General features: G+C 73.6%; 22 protein-coding genes. 13 read left to right on the top strand and 9 right to left on the bottom strand.

Features of this window, described 5'->3' with window-relative positions:
- The first annotated feature begins 35 nt into the window (after positions 1-35).
- On the top strand, positions 36-1,460 hold the full coding sequence (locus ATJ88_RS10750; RefSeq protein ID WP_098463817.1) for an NAD(P)/FAD-dependent oxidoreductase: 1,425 nt from the start codon (positions 36-38) through the stop codon (positions 1,458-1,460).
- Positions 1,461-1,521: 61 nt separating this feature from the next.
- The gene (locus ATJ88_RS10745) at positions 1,522-2,952 is read left to right on the top strand and encodes a gamma-aminobutyraldehyde dehydrogenase (RefSeq protein WP_098463816.1); all 1,431 of its coding nucleotides are present in this window, start codon (positions 1,522-1,524) and stop codon (positions 2,950-2,952) included.
- A 27-nt stretch (positions 2,953-2,979) separates the two neighbouring features.
- Here the strand turns inward: ATJ88_RS10745 and ATJ88_RS10740 are convergent, their stop codons facing one another.
- On the bottom strand, positions 2,980-3,450 hold the full coding sequence (locus ATJ88_RS10740; protein ID WP_098463815.1) for an Lrp/AsnC family transcriptional regulator: 471 nt from the start codon (positions 3,448-3,450) through the stop codon (positions 2,980-2,982).
- A gap of 219 nt (positions 3,451-3,669) precedes the next feature.
- Here ATJ88_RS10740 and ATJ88_RS10735 point away from each other — a divergent pair, with 219 nt between their 5' ends.
- From ATJ88_RS10735 to ATJ88_RS10720, 4 genes are read left to right on the top strand one after another with little or no spacing between them, the layout of a single operon-like run.
- Positions 3,670-4,821 (top strand): ABC transporter substrate-binding protein, encoded by a 1,152-nt coding sequence (locus ATJ88_RS10735; RefSeq protein ID WP_098463814.1) that lies wholly within the window; start codon positions 3,670-3,672, stop codon positions 4,819-4,821.
- Positions 4,805-5,995, top strand: a complete 1,191-nt coding sequence (locus tag ATJ88_RS10730) for an ABC transporter ATP-binding protein (RefSeq protein WP_098463813.1) — start codon at positions 4,805-4,807, stop codon at positions 5,993-5,995. Before ATJ88_RS10735 ends, ATJ88_RS10730 begins: the two co-directional genes overlap by 17 nt.
- Positions 5,995-6,918 carry an ABC transporter permease gene (locus ATJ88_RS10725; protein ID WP_098463812.1) on the top strand — a complete coding sequence of 308 codons (924 nt, stop codon included), beginning with the start codon at positions 5,995-5,997 and terminating at the stop codon, positions 6,916-6,918. The genes ATJ88_RS10730 and ATJ88_RS10725 overlap by 1 nt, the downstream gene beginning before the upstream one ends.
- Positions 6,915-7,742, top strand: coding sequence for an ABC transporter permease (locus ATJ88_RS10720; protein ID WP_245852357.1), 828 nt, complete (start codon positions 6,915-6,917; stop codon positions 7,740-7,742). Before ATJ88_RS10725 ends, ATJ88_RS10720 begins: the two co-directional genes overlap by 4 nt.
- Before the next feature lie 70 nt (positions 7,743-7,812).
- Here ATJ88_RS10720 and ATJ88_RS10715 read toward each other — a convergent pair whose 3' ends face one another.
- Entirely contained in the window at positions 7,813-9,207 is a 1,395-nt protein-coding gene (locus ATJ88_RS10715) for an aspartate aminotransferase family protein (protein ID WP_098463811.1), read from the bottom strand.
- Between the two features lie 167 nt (positions 9,208-9,374).
- Here ATJ88_RS10715 and ATJ88_RS10710 point away from each other — a divergent pair, with 167 nt between their 5' ends.
- Entirely contained in the window at positions 9,375-11,810 is a 2,436-nt protein-coding gene (locus ATJ88_RS10710) for a lysylphosphatidylglycerol synthase transmembrane domain-containing protein (RefSeq protein WP_098463810.1), read from the top strand.
- Positions 11,811-11,831: 21 nt separating this feature from the next.
- Here ATJ88_RS10710 and ATJ88_RS10705 read toward each other — a convergent pair whose 3' ends face one another.
- Together ATJ88_RS10705 and ATJ88_RS10700 are read right to left on the bottom strand one after the other, a co-directional pair.
- Complete coding sequence (locus ATJ88_RS10705; protein ID WP_098463809.1) at positions 11,832-12,929, bottom strand: Gfo/Idh/MocA family protein; 1,098 nt, start codon at positions 12,927-12,929, stop codon at positions 11,832-11,834.
- The gene (locus ATJ88_RS10700; protein WP_245852355.1) at positions 12,926-14,116 is read right to left on the bottom strand and encodes a Gfo/Idh/MocA family protein; all 1,191 of its coding nucleotides are present in this window, start codon (positions 14,114-14,116) and stop codon (positions 12,926-12,928) included. The genes ATJ88_RS10705 and ATJ88_RS10700 overlap by 4 nt, the downstream gene beginning before the upstream one ends.
- A 95-nt stretch (positions 14,117-14,211) precedes the next feature.
- Between ATJ88_RS10700 and ATJ88_RS10695 the strand changes: the two genes are divergently transcribed.
- Complete coding sequence (locus tag ATJ88_RS10695; RefSeq protein WP_098465281.1) at positions 14,212-15,261, top strand: LacI family DNA-binding transcriptional regulator; 1,050 nt, start codon at positions 14,212-14,214, stop codon at positions 15,259-15,261.
- A 43-nt stretch (positions 15,262-15,304) separates the two neighbouring features.
- Here ATJ88_RS10695 and ATJ88_RS10690 read toward each other — a convergent pair whose 3' ends face one another.
- On the bottom strand, positions 15,305-15,937 hold the full coding sequence (locus tag ATJ88_RS10690) for a LysE family transporter (RefSeq protein WP_170023596.1): 633 nt from the start codon (positions 15,935-15,937) through the stop codon (positions 15,305-15,307).
- Between the two features lie 86 nt (positions 15,938-16,023).
- Between ATJ88_RS10690 and ATJ88_RS10685 the strand changes: the two genes are divergently transcribed.
- Positions 16,024-16,593, top strand: a complete 570-nt coding sequence (locus tag ATJ88_RS10685; protein WP_170023594.1) for a 3'-5' exonuclease — start codon at positions 16,024-16,026, stop codon at positions 16,591-16,593.
- 9 nt (positions 16,594-16,602) lie between these two features.
- Here the strand turns inward: ATJ88_RS10685 and ATJ88_RS10680 are convergent, their stop codons facing one another.
- From ATJ88_RS10680 to ATJ88_RS10670, 3 genes are all read right to left on the bottom strand, one after another.
- On the bottom strand, positions 16,603-17,331 hold the full coding sequence (locus ATJ88_RS10680) for an alpha/beta fold hydrolase (protein ID WP_098463805.1): 729 nt from the start codon (positions 17,329-17,331) through the stop codon (positions 16,603-16,605).
- A 96-nt stretch (positions 17,332-17,427) separates the two neighbouring features.
- Entirely contained in the window at positions 17,428-18,093 is a 666-nt protein-coding gene (locus ATJ88_RS10675; RefSeq protein ID WP_098463804.1) for a response regulator, read from the bottom strand.
- The gene (locus tag ATJ88_RS10670) at positions 18,090-19,229 is read right to left on the bottom strand and encodes a sensor histidine kinase (RefSeq protein WP_098465280.1); all 1,140 of its coding nucleotides are present in this window, start codon (positions 19,227-19,229) and stop codon (positions 18,090-18,092) included. Before ATJ88_RS10670 ends, ATJ88_RS10675 begins: the two co-directional genes overlap by 4 nt.
- Positions 19,230-19,391: 162 nt before the next feature.
- Between ATJ88_RS10670 and ATJ88_RS10665 the strand changes: the two genes are divergently transcribed.
- The gene (locus ATJ88_RS10665) at positions 19,392-19,868 is read left to right on the top strand and encodes a DUF6326 family protein (protein WP_098463803.1); all 477 of its coding nucleotides are present in this window, start codon (positions 19,392-19,394) and stop codon (positions 19,866-19,868) included.
- A gap of 153 nt (positions 19,869-20,021) precedes the next feature.
- Here the strand turns inward: ATJ88_RS10665 and metH are convergent, their stop codons facing one another.
- Positions 20,022-23,573 carry a methionine synthase gene (gene metH, locus ATJ88_RS10660; protein ID WP_098465279.1) on the bottom strand — a complete coding sequence of 1,184 codons (3,552 nt, stop codon included), beginning with the start codon at positions 23,571-23,573 and terminating at the stop codon, positions 20,022-20,024.
- A 129-nt stretch (positions 23,574-23,702) separates the two neighbouring features.
- Here metH and ATJ88_RS10655 point away from each other — a divergent pair, with 129 nt between their 5' ends.
- Genes ATJ88_RS10655 through ATJ88_RS10645 form a run of 3 tightly spaced genes read left to right on the top strand, consistent with a single transcriptional unit; the run spans position 23,703 to position 26,256 of the window.
- Complete coding sequence (locus tag ATJ88_RS10655; RefSeq protein ID WP_098463802.1) at positions 23,703-24,833, top strand: GNAT family N-acetyltransferase; 1,131 nt, start codon at positions 23,703-23,705, stop codon at positions 24,831-24,833.
- Positions 24,834-24,849: 16 nt separating this feature from the next.
- Positions 24,850-25,527, top strand: a complete 678-nt coding sequence (locus ATJ88_RS10650; protein WP_245852353.1) for a lysoplasmalogenase family protein — start codon at positions 24,850-24,852, stop codon at positions 25,525-25,527.
- 51 nt (positions 25,528-25,578) lie between these two features.
- Entirely contained in the window at positions 25,579-26,256 is a 678-nt protein-coding gene (locus tag ATJ88_RS10645) for a TIGR00266 family protein (RefSeq protein ID WP_098463801.1), read from the top strand.
- Positions 26,257-26,277: the final 21 nt, after the last annotated feature.

Genomic DNA, 26,277 nt, shown 5'->3' with positions numbered 1-26,277 from the left:
TCCCGACCCCGACCGCCGAGACCCCGGAGAACCCCGTGAGCCCCGCACCCCGCCCCGCCCCGACGGCGTACGAGCGGAACGCACCCGACCCGCGGCTCGTGGCGCGCGCCCTGGCACCGTCCGAGCACCGCGTCTACTGGAGCGACGAGGCGGACGCCGCCGGCGTCACGGCCACCTACGACCGGCTGACGGCCGACACCTCGGCCGACCTGGTCGTCGTCGGCGGCGGCTACCTCGGGCTGTGGACCGCGGTGCAGGCCAAGCGGCGCGACCCCGGACGCCGGGTCGTGCTGCTCGAGGCGCAGACGGTGGGCTGGGCGGCGTCGGGGCGCAACGGCGGGTTCTGCGAGGCGTCGCTGACCCACGGGGAGGCGAACGGTAGGGCGCGCTGGCCCGACGAGTACGCCGAGCTCGAACGCCTCGCCACGGTCAACCAGGAGGGGTTCGCCCGGGACGTCGCCGAGCTCGGGCTGGACTGCCAGTGGGAGGCCACGGGTGGGCTCACCGTGGCCGTGGAGCCGCACGAGGTCGACTGGCTCGGCGACGACCGGCTCGACGCCGCCGCGACGCGGGCCCGGATCGACAGCCCGCTGTTCCTCGGCGGGCGGTTCGACGCCGACGCCGTCGCGCTGGTGCAGCCGCTGCTGCTGGTGCGCGAGCTCGCCCGGGCGGCCACGGAGCTCGGCGTCGAGATCTTCGAGCACTCCCCGGTCACGGGCCTCGACGACGTCGACGGCGGGGTCGTCGTGCGCACGGCCGACGCGCGGGTGACGGCGGAGCAGGTGGCGCTCGCGACCAACGTCTTCCCGTCGGTGCTGCGCCGCGCCCGCCTCATGACGATCCCCGTGTACGACTACGTGCTCGTCACCGAGCCGCTGACGCCGGCCCAGCGCCGGGAGATCGGATGGGAGGGCCGCGAGGGGCTCACCGACCAGGCCAACCAGTTCCACTACTCCCGACTCACCGCGGACGGGCGCATCCTGTGGGGCGGCTACGACGCGATCTACCACTCCGGGCGCACGGTCCGCGCCGCCTACGAGGAGCGTCCCGCGACCTTCGAGCGGCTCGCCTCCCACCTGCTGGCGACCTTCCCGGCGCTGGAGGACGTGACGTTCACGCACCGCTGGTCGGGCGCCATCGACACCTCCACCCAGTTCACGGCGTTCTACGGGCTCGCCCGCCGCGACCGGGTGGCCTACGCGGCGGGCTTCACCGGCCTCGGCGTCGCCGCGACCCGGTTCGCCGCCGAGGTGCTGCTCGACCTCCTGGCGGGCGAGCGCACCGAGCGGACGGAGCTGGAGATGGTGCGGCGCAGGCCGCTGCCCTTCCCGCCCGAGCCGTTCGTCAGCGTCGGCGTGAACCTCGCCCGGTGGTCGCTCGACCGGGCCGACCACCGCGGCGGGCACCGCAACGCCTACCTGCGTGTCCTGGACGCGGTGGGGCTCGGCTTCGACTCCTGACCCGCCCGCGCACCCGTCGCCGCGCGACTTCCCGAAACTTCGTCCCCCTACGTTGGGAGCCATGGTGAGATTCCAGAACGTCATCGACGGCCGGTCCCTCGACGCCGCCTCAAGCGCGACCTACGACGTCGTCGACCCGGCCACCGGCGAGGTCTACGCGACCGCGCCGCTGTCCGGGGCCGACGACCTCGACGCCGCCTACGCCGCGGCCGCGCGGGCGTTCGAGACCTGGGGCCGCACGACCCCGGCCGAGCGCGGTCTCGCGCTGCTGCGCATCGCCGACGCCCTGGAGGCGCGCGTCGACGAGTTCGTCGCCGCCGAGTGCCGCGACACCGGCAAGCCGAGGCACGTCACGGCCGCCGAGGAGATGCCGCTGACGATCGACCACTTCCGCTACTTCGCGGGCGCCTGCCGCGTCCTGGGCGGGACGTCCGCCGGGGAGTACCTGGCCGACCACACCTCGTTCGTGCGGCGCGAGCCCATCGGCGTCGTCGGGCAGGTCACCCCCTGGAACTACCCGCTGCCGATGATGGTGTGGAAGATCGCCCCGGCGCTCGCGGCCGGGAACACGGTCGTCCTCAAGCCGTCGGACACGACCCCGGCGACCTCCACGATGCTGGCCGAGCTGGCGCAGGAGTTCCTGCCGCCCGGGGTGCTGAACGTCGTGTGCGGCGACCGGGACACCGGGCGCGCGCTGGTGGCGCACCGCACGCCGCAGATGGTCGCGATCACCGGGTCCGTGGGGGCGGGCATGGACGTCGCGCGGTCGGCGGCGGCGGACCTCAAGCGCGTGCACCTGGAGCTGGGCGGCAAGGCGCCCGTCCTCGTGTTCGACGACGCGGACGTCGCCGAGGCCGCGGCGGGTATCGCCACCGGCGGGTTCTTCAACGCCGGGCAGGACTGCACGGCCGCGACGCGCGTGCTGGTCCAGGAGGGGGTGGCGGACGAGTTCCTGGCGGCGCTGGTGGCCGAGGCGCGGGCGACCCGCGTCGGCGGGCCGGACGACGCCGAGGCCGCGTACGGGGCGCTGAACAGCGCGGCGCAGCTGGAGCGCGTGGCTGCGGCGGTCGACTCGCTGCCGGCCCACGCCCGGGTGGAGACGGGTGGCCGCCGGGTGGGGGAGCGGGGCTTCTTCTACGAGCCGACGGTGCTGTCGGGGCTGCGCCAGGACGACCCGCAGGTCCAGGAGGAGATCTTCGGCCCCGTCATCACGGTGCAGACGTTCGCCGACGAGGCGCAGGCGCGGACGATGGCGAACGACGTCCGCTACGGGCTCGCCTCCAGCGTCTGGACGCGCGACCACGGCACGGCGATGCGGCTGTCCCGGGACCTCGACTTCGGGGTGGTGTGGATCAACACCCACATCCCGTACGTCTCGGAGATGCCGCACGGCGGCTTCAAGCACTCCGGGTACGGCAAGGACCTGTCGATGTACGGCCTGGAGGACTACACCCGGGTCAAGCACGTCATGACGAACCTGGGGTCGGCGTGACGGGCCGGCCCGTGCCGGCCGACGGGCTCAGCGCACGCCCCACGAGTACGTCTGCTTCTGCAGGCGCAGGTAGACGAAGATCTCGGTCGCGACCACGCCGTCGATGGTGCGCAGCTTCTCGTTGACGAGCTCGAGGAGCTGGCTGTCGCTCTCGCAGACGACCTCGGCGAGGATGTCGTAGGAGCCGGCGGTGACGACGACGTAGTCGACCTCGGGGATCGCGGCGAGCTCGTCGGCGACGGGGTCGATGGAGCCGACGACGCGGACGCCGACCATGGCCTGGCGGGCGAAGCCCATCTCGACGGGGTCGGTCACGGCGACGATCTGCATGGCGCCGGACTCGGTGAGGCGCTGGACCCGCTGCCGCACGGCGGCCTCGGACAGGCCCACGACCTTGCCGATCGCGGCGTACGAGCGCCGTCCGTCCTGCTGGAGCTGCTCGATGATCGCCTTCGACACGTCGTCGAGCGGGCCGGACGGCTTGTGGTCGCGAGGCATGGCCACAGTGTGGCCGCCGCGTTCTGACTCGTCAACGGCGACCGTCGCGACCTGACGATGGTTTTCGTTGCCGAAGCGTGACGAAATGACGGAGTTCGTTGCAGGAGTGTTTCTAGTCCACGGAATCCCTTGTTGTGATGCGCGCAACATGTCAGGATCCGAGCGCCCGGCCGACCGGCCCGGGCAGGAAGGAGGTGCCTCGTGGCCGATGGAGGCCTCATGAGTCGCCGCACGCTGCTGAAGGGGGCGGGCGTCGGCGCGTTCACCCTGGCGAGCCTCGCGGTGCTGCCGCGCTTCTCGACCCCCGACCGGAAGCAGGACCCGGCGGCATGCTTCGCGCCCGACGTCTCGGGCTCCGACCCCCGGTTCGTCATCTCGAACTGGCCGGAGTACATCGACGAGGACGACGGGGACGTCAAGTCCTCGATGACCCTGTTCTCGGAGCGCTACGGCATCGACGTGTCCTACGTCGCGGACGTCAACGACAACGCCGAGTTCTTCGCCAAGGTCGTCAACCAGCTCGGGACCTGCCAGTCGACGGGGCGCGACATGTTCGTGCTCACCGACTGGCTGGCGGCGCGCATGATCCAGATGGGCTGGATCCAGAAGCTCGACAAGGCGGCCGTGCCGAACCTGGACCGGAACCTCCTGTCCTCCCTGCGGGGCGCGGACTGGGACCCCGGGCGCGACTACTCCGCCCCGTGGCAGTCCGGGTTCACCGGCATCGCCTACAACAAGGCGAAGGTCAAGGAGGTCCGCACGTTCGACGAGCTCCTCACCCGCCCGGACCTGCGCGGCCGCGTCTCGCTGCTCACCGAGATGCGCGACACGATGGGCCTCGCGCTGCTGTCCGACGGCAAGGACCCCTCGCGCTTCACCGACGGCGACTGGGACGCCGCGATCGACAAGATCCGCGAGGCGCGCGGGCGGGGCCAGATCCGCTCCTTCACCGGCAACGAGTACATCAACGACCTCGCCGCCGGGAACATCGTCGCCTGCACCGCGTGGTCGGGCGACGTGGCCGCGGCCGAGGACGAGAACATCGTCTTCGTCCGGCCCGACGAGGGGATGATGATCTGGTCGGACAACATGCTCGTCCCGAACCTCGCGACCCACCAGGCCAACGCCCAGAAGTGGATCGACCACTACTACGACCCCGCGGTGGCGGCGCGGCTCGCCGCGTACGTCTGGTACGTGTGCCCCGTCGAGGGTGCCCAGCGCGAGATGGAGAAGATCGACGGCTCCCTGGTCGACAACCCCCTGATCTTCCCGACCGACGACTACCTGCGCGCCACGCACCAGTTCATGGCGCTCCAGGAGTTCCAGATCCGGCAGTACGAAGGAGATTACGCCGATGTCTCAGGTGGCTGACCTCGCGGCACCGCGGTCCGGGGACCAGGCCGACGGCGCACCCGCGCCCGCCGGCCGGGACCTGCGTCTGACGGGCCTGCGCAAGGAGTACCCGAACGGCTTCGTCGCCGTGCGGTCGCTCGACCTGCACGTGCCCCAGGGCAGCTTCTTCGCCCTGCTCGGACCCTCGGGCTGCGGGAAGACGACGACCCTGCGGATGGTCGCCGGGCTGGAGACCGCGTCGTCGGGTTCCATCTCGCTCGGCGACGAGGAGATCACCCGTGCCAAGCCGTACCGCCGGCCCGTAAACACCGTGTTCCAGAGCTACGCGCTGTTCCCGCACCTGACCATCGCGGAGAACGTCGCGTTCGGCCTACGCCGACGCGGCATCAAGAAGGTCTCCGGGCCGGTCAAGGACATGCTGGAGCTCACCGAGCTGACCGCCCAGGCGAGCAAGCGACCCGCCCAGCTCTCCGGCGGGCAGCAGCAGCGCGTGGCGCTGGCCCGCGCGCTCATCAACCGCCCCGAGGTGCTGCTGCTCGACGAGCCGCTGGGCGCCCTCGACCTCAAGCTGCGCCGCGCGATGCAGCTCGAGCTCAAGCGCATCCAGACCGAGGTCGGCCTGACGTTCGTGCACGTCACGCACGACCAGGAGGAGGCCATGACGATGGCCGACACCATCGCGGTGATGAACCACGGCGTCATCGAGCAGATGGGCGGCCCCGCCGAGCTCTACGACAACCCGCGCACCACGTTCGTCGCGAACTTCCTCGGGCAGTCCAACCTCATCGGCGGGCAGGTGCTCGGCGTCGACGGCGACGTCGTGCGCGTCGACGCGCAGGGCACCGTCGTATCGATCCCGGCGGACCGTGCCCACACCGACCGGACGCCCGGCACGGCGGGCTGGGTCGGGATCCGCCCCGAGAAGGTGCTCGTCGCACCCCAGGGTGAGCCGATCGACGCACCCGGCAACCACCTCACCGGCGGTGTCGTCGTCGACTCGAGCTTCATCGGCGTCTCCATGCAGTACGTGGTCCGCATGCCGTGGGGCCAGGAGATGCTCGTGTTCGAGCAGAACACCGGCCGGCGCGGCGTCATCGCGCCCGGCACGGCGGTCGACGTCTCGTGGCGGCCCGAGCACGCGTTCCTCCTCGACGCCGGCCAGGACGTCCACGCCGGCACCGAGGAGGAGTGATGACCCACGTCCTCGCCGCGCCCCCGGCGCAGTCCGCGCCGGGGGCGGGTGGAGCCCCGCCCGCCGCCCCGAGGCGCCGGCGCGGCGGCCTCACCGGGTACCTGCTGATCGCGCCCGCGGCGCTGTGGCTCGGCCTGTTCTTCGTCGTGCCGTTCTACTCGCTGCTCGCGACGTCCCTGTACGACCCGGAGGGCTCCGTGCTCACCGGGTACGACGTCACGTACCACTGGCAGAACTTCGTCACGGCGCTCGCGCAGTACGGGGAGCCGCTGGTGCGCTCGCTCTGGTACGCAGCGCTCGCGACCGCGGTGTGCCTGGTGCTGGGCTACGTGCTGGCCTACGCGATCGCGTTCCGGGCCGGGCGGTGGAAGAACCTGCTGCTCGTCCTCGTGGTCGCCCCGTTCTTCACGAGCTTCCTGCTGCGCACCCTGTCGTGGAAGGTGATCCTCGCCGACGACGGGTTCGTCGTGCAGGCGCTGCAGTTCGTCCACCTGCTCGGGCCGGACGGGCGGCTGCTCGCCACCCCCGTCGCGGTGGTGGCCGGGCTCGTGTACAACTTCCTGCCGTTCATGGTGCTGCCGCTGTACGCCTCGCTGGAGAAGATCGACCACCGGCTCGTGGAGGCGGCCGGCGACCTCTTCGCGTCCCCGGCGCGGGCGTTCTGGCACGTGACCTGGCCGCTGTCGCTGCCGGGCGTCGTGGGCGGCACGCTGCTCACGTTCATCCCCGCGGCGGGCGACTACGTCAACGCGGCCCTCCTGGGCAGCCCGAACGAGCAGATGGTCGGCAACGTCATCCAGAAGCTGTTCACCACGACCGGCGACTACGCGACCGCGGGCGCGCTGTCGGTGATCCTCATGGCCGTCATCGTGACCATGGTGATCGTGTACGTCCGCAAGGCCGGGACGGAGGACCTCCTGTGAACGCGTTGCACCGTGGCTGGGCCTGGGTCAAGGAGCACCTCGTGCTCACCCTCGGCCTGCTCGTCCTGGCGTACATGTACGTCCCGAACGTGGTCGTCGCGCTCATGTCGTTCAACGACGCGAGCGAGTCCCGCAACCTCTACCGGTTCCAGTCGTTCACCTGGGACAACTGGCTGAACCCGTGCGCCCCGGCCGGGATGTGCGAGTCGGTGCTGCGCAGCATCGAGATCGGGCTGCTCGCCACGGTCGTCGCCACGACGCTGGGCACGCTGGCGGCGTTCGCGCTGGTGCGGCACCGGTTCCGGGGGCGCGGCGGCATGAACCTCGTGCTGTTCCTGCCGATGGCGTCGCCCGAGATCGTCATGGGCTCCTCGCTGCTCGCGCTGTTCGTGGCGTCGGGGTTCGGCGGGAAGCTCGGGTTCTGGACGATCCTCATCGCCCACGTCATGTTCTGCCTGTCGTTCGTCGTGGTGACCGTGAAGTCGCGCCTCGGCGGCCTCGACGCGAGCCTCGAGCAGGCCGCGGCCGACCTGTACGCCACCGAGTTCCAGACCTTCTGGCGGGTCACCCTGCCGCTGGTCATGCCGGGCATCCTCGGGGCGGCGCTGCTGTCGTTCAGCCTGTCGTTCGATGACTTCATCATCACGAACCTCAACGCCGGGCAGACGGTCACGTTCCCCATGTACGTCTGGGGTGCTGCGCAGCGCGGCGTGCCGATGCAGGTCAACGTGGTCGGCACCGTGATGTTCGTCGTCGCGGTCGCCGTCGTGCTGGTCGGGGAGGCCGGGGCCCGTCGGCGTCGCCGGCTGCTCGAGGCGGCCTGAGCGGCGTCCGTACCGGAACGGCGCCGGCCCGGGAGCACCTGGTGCTCCCGGGCCGGCGTGCGTGCGCGGGTCAGAGCATCGTCGAGGCCTTCTCCAGCACGGTGCGCAGGATCTGCTCGATCTCGTCGAACTCGGCCTGGCCGACGATCAGCGGCGGCGCGAGCTGGATGACGGGGTCGCCGCGGTCGTCGGCGCGGCAGTACAGGCCGTTCTCGAACAGCGCCTTGGAGACGTACCCGTACAGGATGCGCTCGCACTCCTCGGCGCTGAACGACTCCCGCGTCGCCTTGTCCTTGACGAGCTCGATCCCGTAGAAGTACCCGGTGCCGCGCACGTCGCCCACGATCGGCAGGTCCTTCAGCCGCTCCAGGGTGGCGAGGAACGCGCCCTCGTTGTCCTGGACGTGCTCCAGCACCCGCTCCGAGGCGAACAGGTCGAGGTTCGTCATCGCGACGGCCGCGGAGACGGGGTGCCCGCCGAACGTGTACCCGTGGGCGAACATCGCGCCCTCGGCCAGGAACGGCTCCATGAGGCGGTCGGACGCGATCATCGCGCCGAGCGGCGCGTAACCGGAGGTCAGGCCCTTGGCGCTGGTGACGATGTCGGGCACGTAGTCGAACCGCTGCCCGCCGAACATCGTGCCGAGGCGACCGTACGCGCAGATCACCTCGTCGGAGACGAGCAGCACGTCGTAGCGGTCGCAGATCTCGCGCACGCGCTGCCAGTAGCCGGGCGGGGGCACGAAGCAGCCGCCCGCGTTCTGGACGGGCTCGAGGAAGACGGCGGCGACGGTGTCGGGCCCCTCGTTCTCGATCGCGACGGCGGTCTGGTCGGCGGCCCAGCGCCCGAACGCCTCCGGGTCGGACCCGTCGAGCAGCCCGGACGTGATCTCGGCGGCCCGGTAGACGTTGGTGTTCGGCACGCGGAACGTCGAGGGGACGAGCGGCTCGAACTGCGCCTTGAGCGCCGGGATGCCGGTGATGGACAGCGCGCCCTGGGTGGTGCCGTGGTAGGCGACCGACCGGCTGATCACCTTGTGCTTGCCCGGCCGACCGGTGAGCCGGAAGTAGTTCTTGGCGAGCTTCCAGGCGGTCTCCACTGCCTCGCCGCCACCGCTGGTGAAGAACACGCGGTTGAGGTCGCCGGGGGCGGCGTCCGCCAGCCGCTCGGCGAGCAGGATCGCCTGCGGGTGCGCGTACGACCACAGGGGGTGGAACGCCAGCTCCTTGGCCTGCCGGGCGGCCGCCTCGGCGAGCTCGGTGCGGCCGTGCCCGAGCTGGTTGACGAACAGCCCGGCCAGCCCGTCGAGGTACCGGCGGCCCTGCGCGTCCCAGATGTACGCGCCCTCGCCCCGCACGATGATCGGGACCTCGCCCGCCGACCGCTGCCGGGTGAAGTGCATCCAGAGGTGGTCCTGGGCGGCGTTCTGCAGCCGGGCCAGGTCGAGGGTGTCATGAGGCGCCATGACTCACATGATCCTTTCCTGAGCCGCCCTCGACAAGGGTTTCCGTCGTCCAGATGGCTCGGAACGACGAAATCCGTCATCGTCGTCGCGGGGAGCGGGCGACCGGCCACCGTCCCGGCGCGGTCCCCGGCGTGCCGCGCCCGCCTGCCGGTGCCAGGGTGAGGGCCATGACGGCGGACCACGCCACGCCGGGGCCGGTCGCGGCACCCGACCCGGTGCCGTCGCGCCCGCCCGGCGGCGCCGGGGCCGCGAGCTACCGGGACGTCGTGGTGCGCGCGGACGTCTCCGACCTGCGGGCGGCCGGCGCCTTCCTCGCCGTCCTGGCCGTCGGTCTCCTGCTCGCCACCGTCGGCCCCGAGACCTCCGCCGGCGTGGCCGAGGACGCGCGCGCCGCCGTGACCCGCACCCCCTGGCAGCTCGTCGTCGGCGTCGACGTCGTGACGCAGGCCGTCGTCATCGTCGCCGGCCTCGTGACCCCCGTCGTGCTGCTCGTGCGCCGGCGCGGCCGGCTGCTCCTCGCGGGCGGCCTGGCCGTCCTCCTCGCGCTCGTCGCCTCCGACCTCCTGCACGCCGCCGTCGTGGCGCGGTTCCCGGCCCCGGACGTCGGCCCGGCACAGCCCGAGCTCGCGGGCCTCGGCCCCGGGTTCGGCCTCGTCGCCGCGCTCGTGGCGGTGCTCGCCGCGTTCCGGCCCGCCCGGGTCTGGGCGCGGGCGTGGTGGAGCGTCGTCGTGCTGCTCGTCGTCCTCGACGTCCTGCTCCAGAGCGCCGGCCCGCTGGAGGCGATCGTGTCGATCGGCGTCGGCGGGCTCGTCGGGCTCGGCGTCACGGCCGTCGTCGGCCGCACCGTCCCGGTGCTCACCCCGCACGGCGTCACCGTGGCCCTCGCCTCCGGCGGCCTGCCCGTGACGGAGCTGCGCCACGCCGACCCCGGCGAGGCGCCCTGGGACCTGCGGGCCCGCGCCGACGACGGCACCGACGTGCTGGTCAAGGTGGTCGACCGGGCGTCGTGGCACCGCGAGCGCATGAGCCGCGCCTACCGCCGGGCCAGGCTGCGCACCGGTGTCGACGAGGAGGGCACGACGTCCCCGGTGCGTGCCGTCGCCCTCGAGGCGGTGCTCGCCCAGCTCGCCGCCGCCCACGGCGCGCACGTCCCCGTGGTGCGGGCGGTCGTGCGGGCGCCCGAGGGCGAGGCGCTGCTCGCCTGCGAGCGCCCCGCGGGGCAGCGGCTGGACACGATCGAGCCGTCCGCGCTCACCGACGACGTCCTGCACGGCGCGTGGCGCCAGGTCGAGCGGCTCCGTTCCGCCCGCGTCGCGCACCGCGAGCTCTCCCTGGACCACCTGCTGCTCGGCGGCGACGGCCAGGTGTGGGTGACCGACCTCGGCCACGGGGAGCCCGGCGCGCCGGACGGGGTGCTCACCGGCGACGTGGCCGAGCTGCTCGTCGCCACCGCCGCCGTCGTCGGCCCGGACCGGGCGGTCGCCGCGGCGCACGCCGTCCTCGGGCCCGACCCGATCGCGGACGCGGTGGCCCGCATGGTGCCCGCCGCGCTCACGCCCGCCACGCGCGCGCTGCTCAAGGACGGCGAGGTCGGCCTCGACGACGTCGTCACGACCGCCTGCCGCGTGGCCGGCGTGGAGCGGCCCACGTTCGAGAAGATCGAACGGTTCCGGCCCCGCACCCTGGTGGCCGGGGCGATGCTCGTGGTCGCGGTGTACTTCCTCGCGCCCCAGCTCGCCGACCTCCCCGGCCTCCTGGACACCGTGAAGGAGGTCGACCTCGCCTGGATCCTGCCCGTCGTCCTGGCGTCGGCCGCCACCTACCTCGGGGCGGCGCTCGGCCTGGCGGGCGGCACCCCCGGCCGCGTGCCGGTCGGGCAGGCGTCCGCCGTCGCGCTCGCCTCGTCCTTCGTCGCGACGTTCGCCCCGCCCGGCATCGGCCAGGTCGGGCTGAACATCCGCTACCTGCAGCGCCGCGGGTTCGCCACCCCCGTCGCGGTGTCCGCGTCGGCCGCGAAGGAGGCCGCCGTCCTCACCGTGCATCTCACCCTGCTGGCCGCGTTCGCGCTCTGGGCGGGCACGACCGACGCGCTCGCCGACGAGCTCGCCGGCCTCCCGTCCGGCCGCACCCTCGCCCTCGTCGGGCTGGGCGTCGTCCTGCTCGTCGTCGTGGCCGTCCTGGTGCCCGCCGTCCGGCGTCTCGTGCGCGACCGGGTGGTGCCGGCCGTGCGGTCGTCCGTCACCGCGATGCACGACGTCGTCACCAGCCCCGCGAAGATGGTCGCCCTGCTCGGCGGCGTCGTCCTGCTGCCCCTCGGCTACGCCGTCTGCCTGTACTTCTCCGTGCGCGCGTTCGACGGCGACGCCGGGTTCGTGGCGGTCGCCCTGGTGTCCCTCACCGCCGGCACGGTGGCCACCGCCGCGCCCGTGCCCGGCGGTGTCGGCGCCGTCGAGGCGGTGCTCGTCGCCTCCCTCACCGGGCTCGGGCTCGACGGCGCGAACGCCCTCGCCGCCGTCGTGCTCTACCGGCTCGCGACGTTCTGGCTGCCCATCGCGCCGGGCGCGGTCGCGTTCCGCGCCCTCACCCGGCGCGAGGTCCTCTGACCGTGCGCACCGTGCCGACGGTCACCCCCGGCCCGGACGCGACGGCCCCGGCGTCAGCTCGCGCGCCCGGGCCTGCGCGACCACGCTCAGCTCCGCCGCCTTGAACGCGTGCTCCTGCGTCATCGCGGTCTCCGTGCGCTCCAGGCAGTCGAGGATCAGGCGTCCGAAGTACGGGAACCCGACCTGACCGTCCGCGCGCAGGTGGTGCTCGCCCTCGCCGTCCACGAGGAACACGTGCCCACCGCCGTCGCCCGTGCCGACGTCCACGTACTTGCGCAGCTCCACGTATCCGTCGGTGCCGAGGATGATCGTGCGGCCGTCACCCCACGTGCTCAGGCCGTCCGGCGTGAACCAGTCCACCCGGCAGTAGCCGGTGGACCCGTTGTCCATGACGATCCCCGCCTCGCCGAAGTCGTCCAGCCCCGGGTGGCTCGGGTGATGGTAGTTCCCGATCGCGGAGTGGCTGACCTGCGCGTCCCGCGCCCCGGCGAAGTGCAGCATCTGGTCGAAGTTGTGGCTGCCGATGTCGCACAGGATCCCGCCGTACCGGTCCTTGTCGAAGAACCAGTCCGGACGCCCCGTGCCCAGCCGGTGCGGGCCCAGGCCCATCACCTGCAGCACCCGCCCGATCGCACCGCGCTCCAGCAGCTGCTCGGCCAGGACCGCCGCCTCCACGTGGATGCGCTCCGAGTAGTAGACGGCGTACTTGCGGCCCGTGCGGGCCACCGCCTCCCGGGCGGCGGCGAGCTGGTCCAGGGACGTCAGCGGCGCCTTGTCCGTGAAGTAGTCCTTGCCCGCCTCCATCACCCGCAGCCCCAGCGCGCACCGCTGCGACGTCACCGCCGCCGCCGCGACCAGCCGCACCTCCGGGTCGTCCAGGATCTCCGCCTCGCTGCGCGCCACCCGCACGTCCGGGAACCGGGCCCGCATCTGCTCGACCTTGGCCGGGTCCGGGTCGTGCACCCACCTCAGGGTGCCGCCCGCGCCCGCCAGGCCCTCGCACATGCCGTACACGTGCCCGTGGTCCAGGTTCGTCGCCGCGAACACGAACTCGCCCGGCCCCACCACCGGCGCCGGCACCGGGTCCGGCGCGTACAGCGCCCCGCTCGCGCCGCTCATGCCCGCGTCCCGACCGTGATGTCGCCGGGCAGCGACTCCACCGACGCCGACTTCGCGAAGAAGTGCGGCGCCCGCTCCACCAGCGTGCCCCGGCGGTAGTACGGGTCGTCCGGCGCCAACGGCAGGTCCACCGTGCGCCGCTCGATCCCCGCCCGGTAGATCGCCGTCACCAGCTCCACCGCACGGCGGCCGTCCTCGCCCGTCACCGCGGGGGAACGGCGCTCGCGGACGGCGTCGAGCACGTCGCCGACCTGCCCGGCGTGACCGGTGTGCGCCAGCGGCACGTGCGCGGCGGCGACCGCCTCGATCGCGGCCTCCCGCGCGGTGTCGCCCTCGCGGGCGGGGAACCCGTTCGGGTCCGCGAGCTCCGCGACGACCTTCCACGGCTGCGACACGCGGGCGTGACGCCCGTGCACGACGATCGCCTGCTCCTCGCCGTGGTCCACCACCGACGCCGTGACCTCGGCCAGCGCGCGGTCGTACTGCAGGACGGACACCGACAGGTCCTCGACCTCGGCGTTCTCGTGCGCCGCGTTGGTCAGCACCGACGTCACGGCGTCCGGGGCGCCCAGCAGCCAGCAGGTGAGGTCCAGGTGGTGGATCGCGTGGTTGAGGGTGCAGCCCCCGCCCTCGGACTCCCAGGTGCCGCGCCAGGACAGGTCGTAGTAGGCGGTGCCGCGCCACCACGACGAGCTCACCTGCGCGTGCGTCACCGGCCCGGCCAGGCCCGAGTCGAGGACCTCCTTGAGGGTGGCGGTGTCGTCACGGAACCGGTTCTGCGCGACGACGGACAGGATGCGGCCGTGGCGCTCGGCCGCCTCGATCATGGCGTCGCACTCCGCCAGGGACGGTGCCATGGGCTTCTCGACCAGCACGTCGACGCCCGCCTCCAGCGCGCCGAACGTCAGGTCGGCGTGGGTGGACGGGGGAGTGGCGACGCTGACGAGGTCGAGGCGCTCGGCGGCGATCATGGCGGCGGCGTCGGTGTAGACGCGGGCGTCGTCGAGGCCGAGCTCGGCGCGCAGTGCCTCGGCGCGACCGGGCACCGGGTCGCAGAGGGCGACGACGGTGCACCTGTCGGCGAACCGGCGGTAGGCGTCGACGTGGGCACGGGCGATCCCGCCGGTGCCGATGATGCCGATGGCGAGCATGGAACTCCTTGGTGAGACGTCGTCGTCGAACGACATGATACGTATCATGAGCGCGTCACCAGCCTGGTCACCCCACCCCGCGGTGTCAAGGCGACTGGCGCCCGTCCCGCCGAGGAGGTCATGCTGTGGCCGTGCCGAACCCGCCCACGAGCCGCGACGTCGCCCGCCTCGCCGGCGTCTCCCAGACCACCGTGTCCTACGCGCTCACCGGGCGCGGCACCATCTCCGCCGCCACCCGGGCGCACGTCCTGGAGGTCGCCGCGTCCGTCGGCTACCGCCCCAACCTCGCCGCCCGCTCGATGCGCACCCGGCGCACCGGCCGCCTCGCCGTCGTCTCCGGCCCCACCCTCGACCACCAGGTCCGCGTCCTCGCCGGCGCGGGCGAGGTCGCGGCCGCCGCCGGGTACGCGCTGGAGACCCGCACCGTGGACGGCACCGTCGAGGAACGCACCGCCCGGGTGCGCGAGCTCGCCGCCGCGGGGGAGCACGAGGGCGTCCTGACCCTCGTGCCCGTGCTCCCCGACGTCCTCACGGACCCCGCCGCGCCCACCGGCGAACGCCCGGAGCGGACGGTCGTCGTGGCCGAGACCACGTTCGACGACCACATGCGCTCCGTGGGCGACCTCGCCGACGCCGGACCCGTGGCCGAGTTCGTCGAGACCCTGCTCGCCGCCGGTCACCGCCGGTTCCTCCACGTCGCCGGATCCGACCAGTACGCCTCCGCCCGCGCCCGCCGCGACGCCTACCTCGCCGCGGTGGACCGCGCCGCCGCCGGCCCCGCGACCCGCGACGTCGTCTCCCTCGGCGTCGTCGGCGGCACCTGGTCGCCGGAGGACGCCCGCCGCGCCGTGCACGACCTGCCGAGCGACGCCCCGCCGCTGGCCGTCGTCGCCGCCAACGACCTGCTGGCCGCGGGCGTGCTGCGCGGCGCCGCCGAACGCGGCTGGAGCGCGCCCGGCGACGTCGTCGTCACGGGCTGGGACGCCGCCGAGATGGGCGCCTACCTCACCCCGTCGCTCACCACCGTCGACGTCGACTTCACCGAGGCCGGCCGCCGTGCGATGCAGCGGCTCGTCGCGGCCGTGCGTGGCGAGGAGCCGCCCCCGCGCGGCGCCGCCGTCGCCCGGATCGTGTGGCGCGAGTCGACGGGACCGCTGCCGGGGCACCGACCGGCCCGGTGACGGCCGCGGCGGGGCTCCGCCGCGGACCGTCGGCCGCCCGAGGTCACACCAGGGCGCGGACCACCATCGCGACACCCAGCGCGGCTACGATGCCGTGGCCCACCAGCGTGGTCACGTGCCGCGCGCGAGGCGTCACGCGTCCCCGGACGGTCGCGCCCACCGCCACGAGCGCGACCTGCCAGGAGATCGAGGCGATCCCCACCCCGCCCACGAAAGCGACGGCCGTCGCCGTCGACGAGGTCGGGGACACCGCGACCGTCAGCGCGGCGAAGTACACGAGCGTGGCCGGGTTGAGCGCCGTCAGGCCGACGAACAGCGCGAACCGGCGCCACCGTGACCCGGGACCCGGGTCGCCCTCGGTGTCGACCGGCGCCGTCCGCGGTGGCGCCCAGGACCGCCGCGCCCCCACGAGCGCGAAGGCGACCAGCGCCACCCCGCCCACCACGGCCGGCCACGGCGCGTACCGCGCGACCACGGCACCCGCCGACGCCCCGGCCGCCACCGCCACGGCGCAGTACGCGACGTCGACCGCCCCGACCGCGACCCCCGCGGTCCAGCCCTGGGCGAAGCCGCGCGTCATGCCCTCCTGCAGGAGGAGCGCCGCGACGGCACCCAGCGGCAGGGCGACGCCCCACCCGGCGAGCAGGCCGGCCCCGAGAGCCGTGAGGATGTCCACGCCGCGCAGTATCGCGCACGCCGACGGCCCGGACGACCGTCGGACGACGGTCGGACGACAAGGCGGCACTGTCTACCATGTCCGGCATGCGCTCCACGTCGATCCCCGGCCTGTCGTTCACCGCGATCGACGTCGAGACCGCCAACGCCCAGCGTGCCTCCGTCTGCGCCGTCGGCGTCACCAAGGTCCGGGACGGCGTCGTCGTGGACGGCCTCGACACCCTCGTGCAGCCGCCGCCGGGCCACGACGAGTTCCACTGGCGCAACGTCGAGGTCCACGGCATCACCGCGGCCGACGTCGTCGGCGCACCCACCTGGGACGTGGTGCTGCCCAAGCTCACCGAGTTCACCGGCGGCGACGTCCTCGTCGCGCACAACGCCGCCTTCGACCGCTCCGTGGTCACCCGTGCGAGCGAGGCCTACGGCATCCCCACCGGCCGCACCCGCTGGCTGTGCACCCGCGACACCGCCAAGGCGCACCTGAGGCTCGACTCCTACCGGCTGCCCGTCGTGTCCGCCGCCCTCGGCGTCCCCGCGCACGCCCACCACGACGCCGGCGCCGACGCCCGCCAGTGCGCGCTCGTCCTCGTCGAGCTGTGCCGCCGCCTCGGACCCGACGGTCCCGCGCTCACGGGCCAGCACGTCCGGGAGTGGTGACGGGAACGGCTACGCGTCCGCCGCGAGCTGCCCGACGCACCGCGTGACGTCCGCGGCGACCCGTTCGGGCCGCTCCCACAGCACCAGGTGCCCCGTGTCGTCGTAGACGACCCCGCGCGACCCGGGGATCGCGGCGAGCAGGTGCGTGTGGCTCGCGCCGACGACGGTGTCGTCCGCACCGCTGAGCACGAGCGTCGGCGCGGTGATCGTGCCCGTCGACAGCGGCGGCGCGGCGTCCACGAGCCCGTGCAGCGAGTCTCGCCAGACGCGCGCGCCCAGCGATGCCGCCTCGGCCGCGCGGGCGTCGAGGAACGCTGCGGGGATCGGCGACCGCGTGGCGAACCACTCGAACGACGCCCGCGCCCGGGCGGGGGAGATCGGGTCGGTGAGCCCGTCGACCTCGTCGGCGAACGGCGGGCGGGCACGCAGGGCGACCGGCGCGCCCACCAGGACCAGACCGTCGACCAGGTCGGGGCGGTCCACCGCGAGCTGCTGGGCCACGTAGGCGCCGCTCGACGTGCCCAGGACGACGGTGCGCCCGCCGGGCCGCGCGTCGAGCGCCGCGGCGACCCGCGCCGCGAGGCCGCGTACGGACCAGTCCGCGACGTCCGACGCTGCGAGCTCCACGACCAGCGGCGTGACGGCAGCGGGCAGCAGCGGCACCACCCGCTCGAACACCCCGCCGGTCTCGCACCAGCCGGGCAGCAGCACGAGCCTCGTCGTCGCATCGGTGCCCATCTGTCGACGATAGCGAGTCGTCGACGGCGCACGACGTGCGAGCGCACCCGGTCACGGCCGAGGACGGTCGTCCGCTCGCGCTCGACGGCCGCACCCCTAGCCGTGCCACGGCCCCCGGGTGCGACGGGTGTCGTAGGCCCAGATCGCGATCTCGACGCGGTTTCGGGCGCCGATCTTGGTCATCAAGGACGCGACGTGGGTCTTGACCGTGCTCAGACCGACGTAGAGGTCGGCGGCGATCTCGGCGTTGGTCCGACCTCGTGCGACCAGTGCGAGCACCTCCTCCTCGCGCTCGGTGAGGTGGTCGACGGGCTGGGCCGGAACCGCCGGCACCTGGTCGGCGAACGTCGCGAGCAGCCGGCGCGTGACGTCGGGCGCGATCAGCGCGTCCCCGCGCGACGCCGCGTGGATCGCCTGGACGAGGAGCTCCGGGCCGGCGTCCTTGAGCAGGAAGCCGCGGGCGCCGGCGCGGAGCGCCCCGACGACGTACTCGTCGAGGTCGAAGGTGGTGATCACGACGACCGCCAGCGGGTCGGTCGCCTCCGGCCCGGCCAGTCGCCGTGTCACCTCGACGCCGTCGAGGCCGGGCATCCGGACGTCGACGAGGACGACGTCGGGACGCAGCCGGGTCGCCAGGTCGAGCGCGACGAGCCCGTCCGCCGCCTCTCCCACGACCTCGAGGTCGGGTTGCGCCTCGATGATCATCGCCAGCCCGGTCCGGACCAGGTCCTGGTCGTCGGCGACGACCACGCGGATGCTCATGGCAGGGCCCCCACCGGCAGCACGGCCTCGACGACCCAGCCACCCGCGGGCCCCGGACCGGCCGAGAACGACCCGCCGAGGAGGCGGGCGCGTTCCGCCATGCCCAGCAGGCCGAAGCCTGGTTCCGGGGCGGGACCCGGCTCGGTCCGTCCGTCGTCGGCGACGCGGAGCCTGACGACGCCGTCCTCCTGGCGGACGTCGATCGTGACGCGGGTCGCGCCCCGGGCGTGCCGCAGGGCGTTGGTCAGCGACTCCTGCGCGAGCCGGTAGAGCGCGGAGTCGACGGGGCCTGCCAGCCCGGCCCACGGGCCGTCCGTCGTGACCTCGACGGCGGGCGTCGCGTCGGCACGGGCCAGGGCGGGCAGGTCCGCGACACCCGGCGGCGGCGCGTAGGCCACGGCTTCCTCCTCGCGCAGCAGCCGCACCATGGACCTCATCTCCGCCAGGGTCCGCGACGCCTCGGACTCGATCGCGGCCAGGACGTCGGCGGCCCGCTCCGGCCGGCTGCGGGCGACCACGCCACCGGCCTGCGCCTGCACCGCGATGGCCGAGACGTGGTGCGCCACCGTGTCGTGCAGGTCGCGCGCCAGGGCCACCCGCTCCTGGTTGCGGATCTCGCGCTGTCGACGGTGCCAGAGGTCTGCGCGGTGGCGGGACACCGCGGCGAGGGCGACGAGCGACAGCACGAGAGCGGCCCCGCCGAAGACGTCGGCCCAGCCCACCGCGGAGGCGAACGTCCCCAGCCCGACCACGACCGTCACGAACGCCGCCCCCAGCACGATCTCGCGTCCTGCACCCCACCGCACCACGGAGTAGAGCAGGATCAGGACGGCCATCATGGAGTGGAGGCCGAGGTCCGCGACGTGCGCCGTCAGCTGGAGGACGGAGAGCAGCCCGGCGACGCCCCACCCGACCAGGACGGCGACCAGGGGGTGGCTCCGCCGCCAGAGCAGGGCAGGGATCATCGCCAGGGCCAGCACGGTCACCAGGGGGCGCCACGCCAGGTCCGGCCGGACGACACCCTCCACCACCGAGGCAGCGGTGAACGCACCGACCAGCAGCCAGTCGAGGCGACCCACGGGTGGCACGTCGGCGGGCCGCGGCTCATGCCAGAGGGAGCGCCCGACGGTGTTCACCACCCCAGCCTAGGGAGCGGCGCGCCTCGGCGTACCGGCCGAAAGGACGAGACCCAGGTCGACCCGTCGGCCGAGCGAGCTCGGGCCTTCGGGCCGACGACTCTCCTCCTGCGCCCGGAGATCGTGGACCCACCGATCCTCACCACAGCAAAGGAGCGCACGATGAGAACACGTCGACCCACCAGGTGGGAAGATCAGCCGGTCCCGGTCAGGGTCCGCCTCGCCGCCACGTGGACGAGCCTGGTGCTGCTGTACGCCTACGTGGACATCCTCAACTTCTTCACGCCCGGCGTCGTCGAGGAGATCCTCGACGGCAGGGTGTTCGAGTTCGCCCTCTCCGAGACCTTCTCGACGGGTGCGCTGGCCCTGATGTCCGTCCCGATCCTCATGGTCGTGCTGTCGGCGAGCCTGCCCGCACCGGTGAACCGCGTCGTGAACCTCGTCGTCGCCCTGCTCTACGTCCCCGTCACCGTGTTCAACGTGGTGGGGGAGTCCTGGCTGTACTTCTACGGCCTCGGCGTCGCGGTGGAGCTGGTCCTGCTCGCCCTCGTCGTGCGGTGGGCCTGGACGTGGCCGCGCTCCGTACCGACGGCGGCCGTCCCGGACCGTGCGGCCGTCCGCACCCCGCAGCAGGCGTGAACCCTGCACACGCCACGTGCCAGGACCGCACCACCCCGTGCTGCGGGCCCCCGTCCTCCCGGACGCGGTCGGGCCCGCGGCACGCGGCGCGGGTCGTCGACGGCTGCTGTGCGCTGCGCGTGGCGAAGGCTGGCCTTGCCCCTGGACGAGCTCTCAGACGGAGAAGTACTTCGCCTCGGGGTGGTGCAGCACGAACGCGTCCGTGGACTGCTCCGGGTGGAGCTGCAGCTCGTCGCTCAGCGTCACGCCCACGCGCTCCGGCCGCAGCAGCTCGACGACCTTGCGGCGGTCCTCCATGTCGGGGCAGGCGGGGTACCCGAGGGACATGCGGGCGCCGCGGTAGTCGAGCTTGAACATGCCCTCGACCGTCTCGGGGTCCTCGCCTGCGAAGCCGAGCTCGTCGCGCACGCGGGAGTGCCAGAACTCGGCGAGCGACTCGGTGAGCTGGACGGACAGGCCGTGGAGCTCCATGTACTCGCGGTAGGCGTTGGCCTCGAACAGCTGGGCGGTGTGCGCGGAGACGGTGTCGCCGACGGTGGCGAGCTGGATGGGCAGGACGTCGTAACTCCCGGTCTCCTCGACCCAGGAGCGGGGGCGGACGAAGTCGGCGAGGCACAGGTGCCGGTCGCGCTTCTGGCGGGGGAACGTGAAGCGCAGGCGTTCGGTGCCGGGCTCGCCGCCCGAGCCGCCGTCGGGCGCGGTGATGCCGGCCAGGCCGGGACCGTGGTGCGCGACGACGATGTCGTCGCCCTCGGACCAGACGGGGAAGTACCCGTACACGACGGTGGGGTCCATGATCTGGTCGGTGCGGATGCGGTCGAGCCACGCGGCGAGGCGGGGGCGGCCCTCGGTCTCGACGAGCTCCTCGTAGGAGGCGCCGTCGTCGCCGCGGCCCGGCTTGAGACCCCACTGCCCCATGAACGTGGCGCGCTCGTCGAGGAACGCCGCGTAGTCGGAGAGCTGGATGCCCTTGACGATGCGGGTGCCCCAGAACGGGGGAGTCGGCACCGGGTTGTCGCCTGCGACGTCGGAGCGGGCGGGCAGGTCCTCGGGGGCCGTCTCGGTGACGGTGACGACGCCGTGGCGGCGCTTGCGCAGCGCGGGCAGCCCGACGGACTCGGGGTCGGCGCCGCGCGCGATCGCGACGAGCGGCTCCATGAGGCGCAGGCCCTCGAACGCGTCGCGGGCGTAGCGGACGGTGCCGTCGAACTCGCCGGCGAGGTCGTCCTCGACGAACGTGCGGGTCAGGGCGGCGCCGCCCAGCAGGATCGGCCACCTCGTGCCGAGGCCGCGGGAGGTGAGCTCGGCGAGGTTCTCCCGCATGACGACGGTGGACTTCACGAGCAGGCCGGACATGCCGATGACGTCGGCGCCGTGCTCCTCGGCGGCCTCGATCATCGCCGCGACAGGCTGCTTGATGCCGATGTTGACGACCGTGTACCCGTTGTTCGTCAGGATGATGTCGACGAGGTTCTTGCCGATGTCGTGCACGTCGCCGCGGACGGTGGCGAGCACGATCGTGCCCTTGCTCTGCTCCTCGGCTCCGTCCGCCTTCTCCATGTGCGGCTCCAGCAGCGCCACGGCCGCCTTCATCACCTCGGCCGACTGCAGCACGAACGGGAGCTGCATCTGCCCGGAGCCGAACAGCTCGCCGACGACCTTCATGCCGCCCAGCAGGTGCGTGTTGACGATGTCGAGCGCCTTCATGCCGTCGCCGAGTGCTTCGTCGACGTCGTCCTCCAGGCCCTTGCGGGCGCCGTCGACGATGCGGCGCTCCAGGCGCTCGCCCACGGGCAGGGCGGCGAGCTCGGCGGCGCGCTGGTCGCGCAGCGCCGCGGAGTCGACCCCGGAGAACGTCTCCAGGAGGTGCGCCAGCGGGTCGTGGACGAGGTTGCCCTCGTCGTCGTACCGGCGGCGGTCCCACACGAGGTCCTCGGCGGCCTCCCACTGCTCGTCGGGGATGGCCGTGCGGGGCAGGATCTTCGCGGCGTGCACGATGGCGGAGTCGAGCCCGGCCTGGACGCACTCGTGCAGGAACACGGAGTTGAGCACGGTGCGGGCGGCCGGGTTGAGGCCGAACGACACGTTGGAGACGCCGAGCGTGGTGTGCACGCCGGGGTAGCGGCGCACGATCTCGCGGATCGCCTCGATCGTCTCGATGGCGTCGCGGCGGGTCTCCTCCTGGCCGGTCGCGATGGGGAACGTCAGGGCGTCGACGATGATGTCGTCGACGCGCATGCCCCAGTCGCCGGTGAGCTGGTCGATGAGGCGCGACGCGATCGCGACCTTGTTCTCCGTGGTGCGGGCCTGCCCCTGCTCGTCGATGGTGAGCGCCACGACGGCGGCGCCGTGCTCGACGACGAGCGGCATGATCCGCGCGAACCGCGACGTCGGGCCGTCGCCGTCCTCGAAGTTCACCGAGTTGACCACGGCGCGGCCACCGACGAGCTCCAGGCCGGCGCGCAGCACCTCCGGCTCGGTGGAGTCGATGACCAGCGGCAGGGTGGACGCGGACGCCAGCCGGGACACGACCTCACGGACGTCCGCCACGCCGTCGCGGCCCACGTAGTCGACGCAGACGTCGAGCAGGTGCGCGCCGTCGCGGGTCTGGGCGCGCGCGATGTCGACGACGTCGTCCCAGCGGCCCTCCAGCATGGCCTCGCGGAACGCCTTCGACCCGTTGGCGTTGGTGCGCTCGCCGATCGCCAGGTAGGAGGCGTCCTGCGACAGGTCGGTGTGCGAGTACAGGGACGCGACGCCGTTCTCCCGCTCCGGGGTGCGCGGCGGCAGCGCGCGCCCGCGCACCGCCTCGACGACGCGCGCCAGGTGCTCGGGCGTGGTGCCGCAGCAGCCGCCCACGAGGCCGAGGGAGAACTCGCCGACGAACTGCTCGTGCGCGGCCGCGAGCTCGGCGGGGCTCAGCGGGTACACGGCGCCGTGCGGCCCGAGCTCGGGCAGGCCCGCGTTCGGCATGCAGGTCACGGGGATCTCCGCGTGCCGCGCCAGGTGGCGCAGGTGCTCGCTCATCTGGTCGGGGCCGGTGGCGCAGTTCAGGCCGATGGCGTCCACGCCGATCGCCTGGAGCGTCGTCAGGGCCGCGCCGATCTCCGAGCCCATGAGCATCGTGCCGGTGGTCTCCACCGTCACCGACACGATGACGGGCACCGCGCGTCCCGCGCCGCCGTCGGTGACCGGACGCATCGCGTCGTGGCACGCCGTCACCGCGGCCTTCGCCTGGAGCAGGTCCTGGCTGGTCTCGACCAGCAGCGCGTCCGCGCCGCCCTCCAGCAGCCCCGCCGCCTGCTCCGCGAACGTGCGCCGCAGGTGGTCGTACGTGGTGTGCCCCAGGCTCGGCAGCTTGGTGCCCGGACCCATCGAGCCCAGCACCCAGCGCGGGTGGTCGGGGGTGGAGAACGCGTCCGCGCGCCCGCGGGCCAGCGCGGCACCCGCGCGGGCGAGCTCACGGATCCGCTCGTCGATGCCGTAGTCCGACAGGTTCGACCAGTTCGCGCCGAACGTGTTCGTCTCGATCGCGTCGACGCCGACCTCCAGGTAGGCGTCGTGCACCGCGGAGATGATGTCCGGCCGGGTGACGTTGAGGACCTCGTTGCAGCCCTCGTGCCCCTCGAAGTCGTCGAGCGACGGGTCGGCCGCCTGGATCATCGTGCCCATCGCGCCGTCGGCGACCACCACGCGGGTGCGCATCGCCTCGCGCAGGGCGGCGGAACGGGCATCGGCGGCGGCGAGGTCGAGCGAGACGGTCACCGGACCAGCGTAGTCGCGCCCGCGAGAAATCCCGTGCGAGCGCCGACCGGTGAGACGTAGCCTCGCAGCATGCCGAGCCCCGACCTCACCGCGACGACCGAGACGCTCGCGCCCATCGCGCAGCGCGCCGACGCCCCCGCGACCCTGCCGGAGATCACCGCCGGTGGCCTCACCTGGCGGCCCGCCACGAAGGCGGACGCCCCCGCCCTGCTGGACCTGCGCAACACCATCGCCGAGGCCGACGCCGAGCCCTACCGGGAGGTGATCGAGGAGATCACCGAGCTGTTCGACGCGCCCTGGCGCCGCTTCGACACCGACTCCCTGCTCGGCCACGACGCCGACGGCACGCTGGTCGCGTACGCGCAGGTCGAGTCGATGCCGGGCGACACCCGCACCGTGCGGGTCGTGTTGTTCGGCGGCGTCCACCCCGCCCGCCGCGGCGAGGGCATCGGGCGCGAGCTGTTCGCCTGGCAGCTTGCCCGCGGCCGGCAGGTGCTCGCGGAGTCCGGCAAGGAGCTGCCCGCCCGCCTCGCGGTGTACGCCGAGGACGACGGCCCCGTCGCGAAGGCCCGCATCGTCGAGCGTGCCGGGTTCACGCCCCGGCGCTTCTACTCCGAGCTGCGCCGCGACCTGCGTCACCTCGACGCCGACCCGCTGCCCGACATCGCGCCCGACGGCCTGCGGGTCGTCCCGTTCTCCGCCGACCTCGACGAGGCGACCCGCCTCGCGCACAACGACGCGTTCCGCGACCACTGGGGCAGCGAGCCCCAGACCCCGGAGCAGTGGACCCACGGTCGCACCGGGTTCGCCCCGCAGTGGAGCGTCGTGGTGGTCGACCCCGACCCGGACGTCGACGCCCTCCTCGCCGACCCCGACACCGACGCCGCCACCGCCGACGCGCTGCGCGCCGGGCAGCCGCTCGTCGTCGCGTACGCCCTCAACGAGCGGTTCGACGAGGACTTCGCGGTGCGCGGCTACACGTTCGGGTACACCGCGATCCTCGGCACGCGCCGCGCCTACCGCGGCCGCCGCGGGGCCCCGGCCGCGCTCGTCGCGGGGATGCACGCCATGCGGGCCGACGGCATGGAGTTCGCCTGCCTCGACGTCGACACGGAGAACCCCACCGGAGCCCAGGGCATCTACGCCGGCCTCGGGTACGCCAAGACCCACGGATCGCGGATGCTGAGCATCGAGCTCTGACCGCTACGCTGCGCGGGTGACCGACGTCGTCCACACCCGCCCGGCGCTGCGCGGACGTTCCACCCGCCTCGCCGCCGCCGTGTTCCTGCTGCTCACGGCCGTCCACCTCGTCGCCCAGCTCGCGGGCTCAGGCCCGCTCGCCGACCGCACCCAGTGGTTCCTCATGCCGGCGCTCGCCGCCGTCCTGTGGTGCGCCACGGCCGCGCCCCGCCCGCGACTGGTCCGCCTCGTGCTGGTCGCGCTCGCCTTCTCCTGGGTGGGGGACACCCTGCCGGACCTGTTCGACGGCGACGCCGCGTTCCTCGCGATGGTCGGCGGGTTCCTCGTGGCGCAGGTCGTGTACGCGGTCGCGTTCTGGCCGCACCGCCGCGACTCCGTGCTGCGGCGCCCCGCCGTCCTGGCGGTCTACGTCCTCGCCGCCGTCGTCCTGGTGGGGCTCTGCCTGCCCGGCGCCGGGGTGCTCGGCGTCGCCGTCGTCGTGTACGCGCTGTGCCTGGGCACGATGGCGGTCCTCTCCACCGGCGTGCACCGCCTCGCCGCGATCGGCGGCGCGGTCTTCCTGGCCTCCGACGCGATGATCGCGCTCGGCGCGTTCACCGACTGGTTCGCGCCGCCGCTGGACGGGTTCTGGGTGATGCTCACCTACCTCGCCGGGCAGACGCTGCTGGTGGCGGGGGTGCTGGCCCGCCGCTAGCGTGACCGGCAGCGACGGCACACGCCGGCGCGCACCCGAGGGGGAGCTCTCATGGACGTCACCGTCACCGCCGGCCCGTCGTTCGCCATGGGGACCGTCGCGCTCCCGCCCGGCGGCTCCGTGCGGGTCGAGGCCGGGGCGATGGCCATGACCCGCGGCGACGTCCGGATGGAGACGTCCACCCGGGGCGGCTTCATGAAGGGGCTGCGGCGCAGCCTCGGCGGCGAGAGCTTCTTCGTCAACGACTTCCACTCCGACACCGGCGGGCAGGTAGGCGTCGCCGCGGTGCTGCCGGGCGACATGACCAAGGTCGCCCTGGACGGCGCGACGGCGCTGCTCGTGCAGTCCGGGTCCTGGACCGCGTCCGACCCCGCGATCGACGTCGACTCGAAGTGGGGCGGCGGCAAGTCGTTCTTCAGCGGCGAGGGGCTCATCCTGCTGCGGTGCAGCGGGCGCGGCGACCTGCTCATGTCGTCGTACGGCGCGATCGTCGCCACCGAGCTCGCCCCCGGCGAGACCCTGACCCTGGACACCGGGCACGTCGTCGCGTTCGACGAGACCGTGCAGTACGCGGTGCGCAAGGCCGGGAGCTGGAAGTCCACCCTGCTCGGCGGGGAGGGCCTGGTCACCGACTTCCAGGGACCCGGGCGGGTGTGGCTCCAGACGCGCTCGACGGCCGACCTCGTCGGGTGGATCCGCCGGGTCAACCCCCAGAGCTCCGGCTCGTAGGGCCCTGGCGGCCGCCCCGGG

The sequence above is a fragment of the Isoptericola jiangsuensis genome (assembly GCF_002563715.1).
In the GTDB taxonomy this organism is placed as follows: Bacteria; Actinomycetota; Actinomycetes; order Actinomycetales; family Cellulomonadaceae; genus Isoptericola; species Isoptericola jiangsuensis.
Note: the sequence above shows the minus strand (reverse complement) of the source record. Positions and strands in the feature narration are given on the sequence as shown.

Bases quoted from the DNA above. Each gene is read 5' to 3' on its own strand.
- ATJ88_RS10705 (WP_098463809.1), bottom strand. From the start codon at position 12,929: ATGAGCGGCGCGAGCGGGGCGCTGTACGCGCCGGACCCGGTGCCGGCG.
- ATJ88_RS10725 (WP_098463812.1), top strand. From the start codon at position 5,995: ATGACCCACGTCCTCGCCGCGCCCCCGGCGCAGTCCGCGCCGGGGGCG.
- ATJ88_RS10645 (WP_098463801.1), top strand. From the start codon at position 25,579: ATGGACGTCACCGTCACCGCCGGCCCGTCGTTCGCCATGGGGACCGTC.
- ATJ88_RS10665 (WP_098463803.1), top strand. From the start codon at position 19,392: ATGAGAACACGTCGACCCACCAGGTGGGAAGATCAGCCGGTCCCGGTC.
- ATJ88_RS10715 (WP_098463811.1), bottom strand. From the start codon at position 9,207: ATGGCGCCTCATGACACCCTCGACCTGGCCCGGCTGCAGAACGCCGCC.
- ATJ88_RS10700 (WP_245852355.1), bottom strand. From the start codon at position 14,116: ATGTCGTTCGACGACGACGTCTCACCAAGGAGTTCCATGCTCGCCATC.
- ATJ88_RS10710 (WP_098463810.1), top strand. From the start codon at position 9,375: ATGACGGCGGACCACGCCACGCCGGGGCCGGTCGCGGCACCCGACCCG.
- ATJ88_RS10685 (WP_170023594.1), top strand. From the start codon at position 16,024: ATGCGCTCCACGTCGATCCCCGGCCTGTCGTTCACCGCGATCGACGTC.
- ATJ88_RS10675 (WP_098463804.1), bottom strand. From the start codon at position 18,093: ATGAGCATCCGCGTGGTCGTCGCCGACGACCAGGACCTGGTCCGGACC.
- ATJ88_RS10740 (WP_098463815.1), bottom strand. From the start codon at position 3,450: ATGCCTCGCGACCACAAGCCGTCCGGCCCGCTCGACGACGTGTCGAAG.
- ATJ88_RS10730 (WP_098463813.1), top strand. From the start codon at position 4,805: ATGTCTCAGGTGGCTGACCTCGCGGCACCGCGGTCCGGGGACCAGGCC.
- ATJ88_RS10680 (WP_098463805.1), bottom strand. From the start codon at position 17,331: ATGGGCACCGATGCGACGACGAGGCTCGTGCTGCTGCCCGGCTGGTGC.
- ATJ88_RS10745 (WP_098463816.1), top strand. From the start codon at position 1,522: ATGGTGAGATTCCAGAACGTCATCGACGGCCGGTCCCTCGACGCCGCC.
- metH (WP_098465279.1), bottom strand. From the start codon at position 23,573: ATGCGCACCCGCGTGGTGGTCGCCGACGGCGCGATGGGCACGATGATC.
- ATJ88_RS10735 (WP_098463814.1), top strand. From the start codon at position 3,670: ATGAGTCGCCGCACGCTGCTGAAGGGGGCGGGCGTCGGCGCGTTCACC.
- ATJ88_RS10655 (WP_098463802.1), top strand. From the start codon at position 23,703: ATGCCGAGCCCCGACCTCACCGCGACGACCGAGACGCTCGCGCCCATC.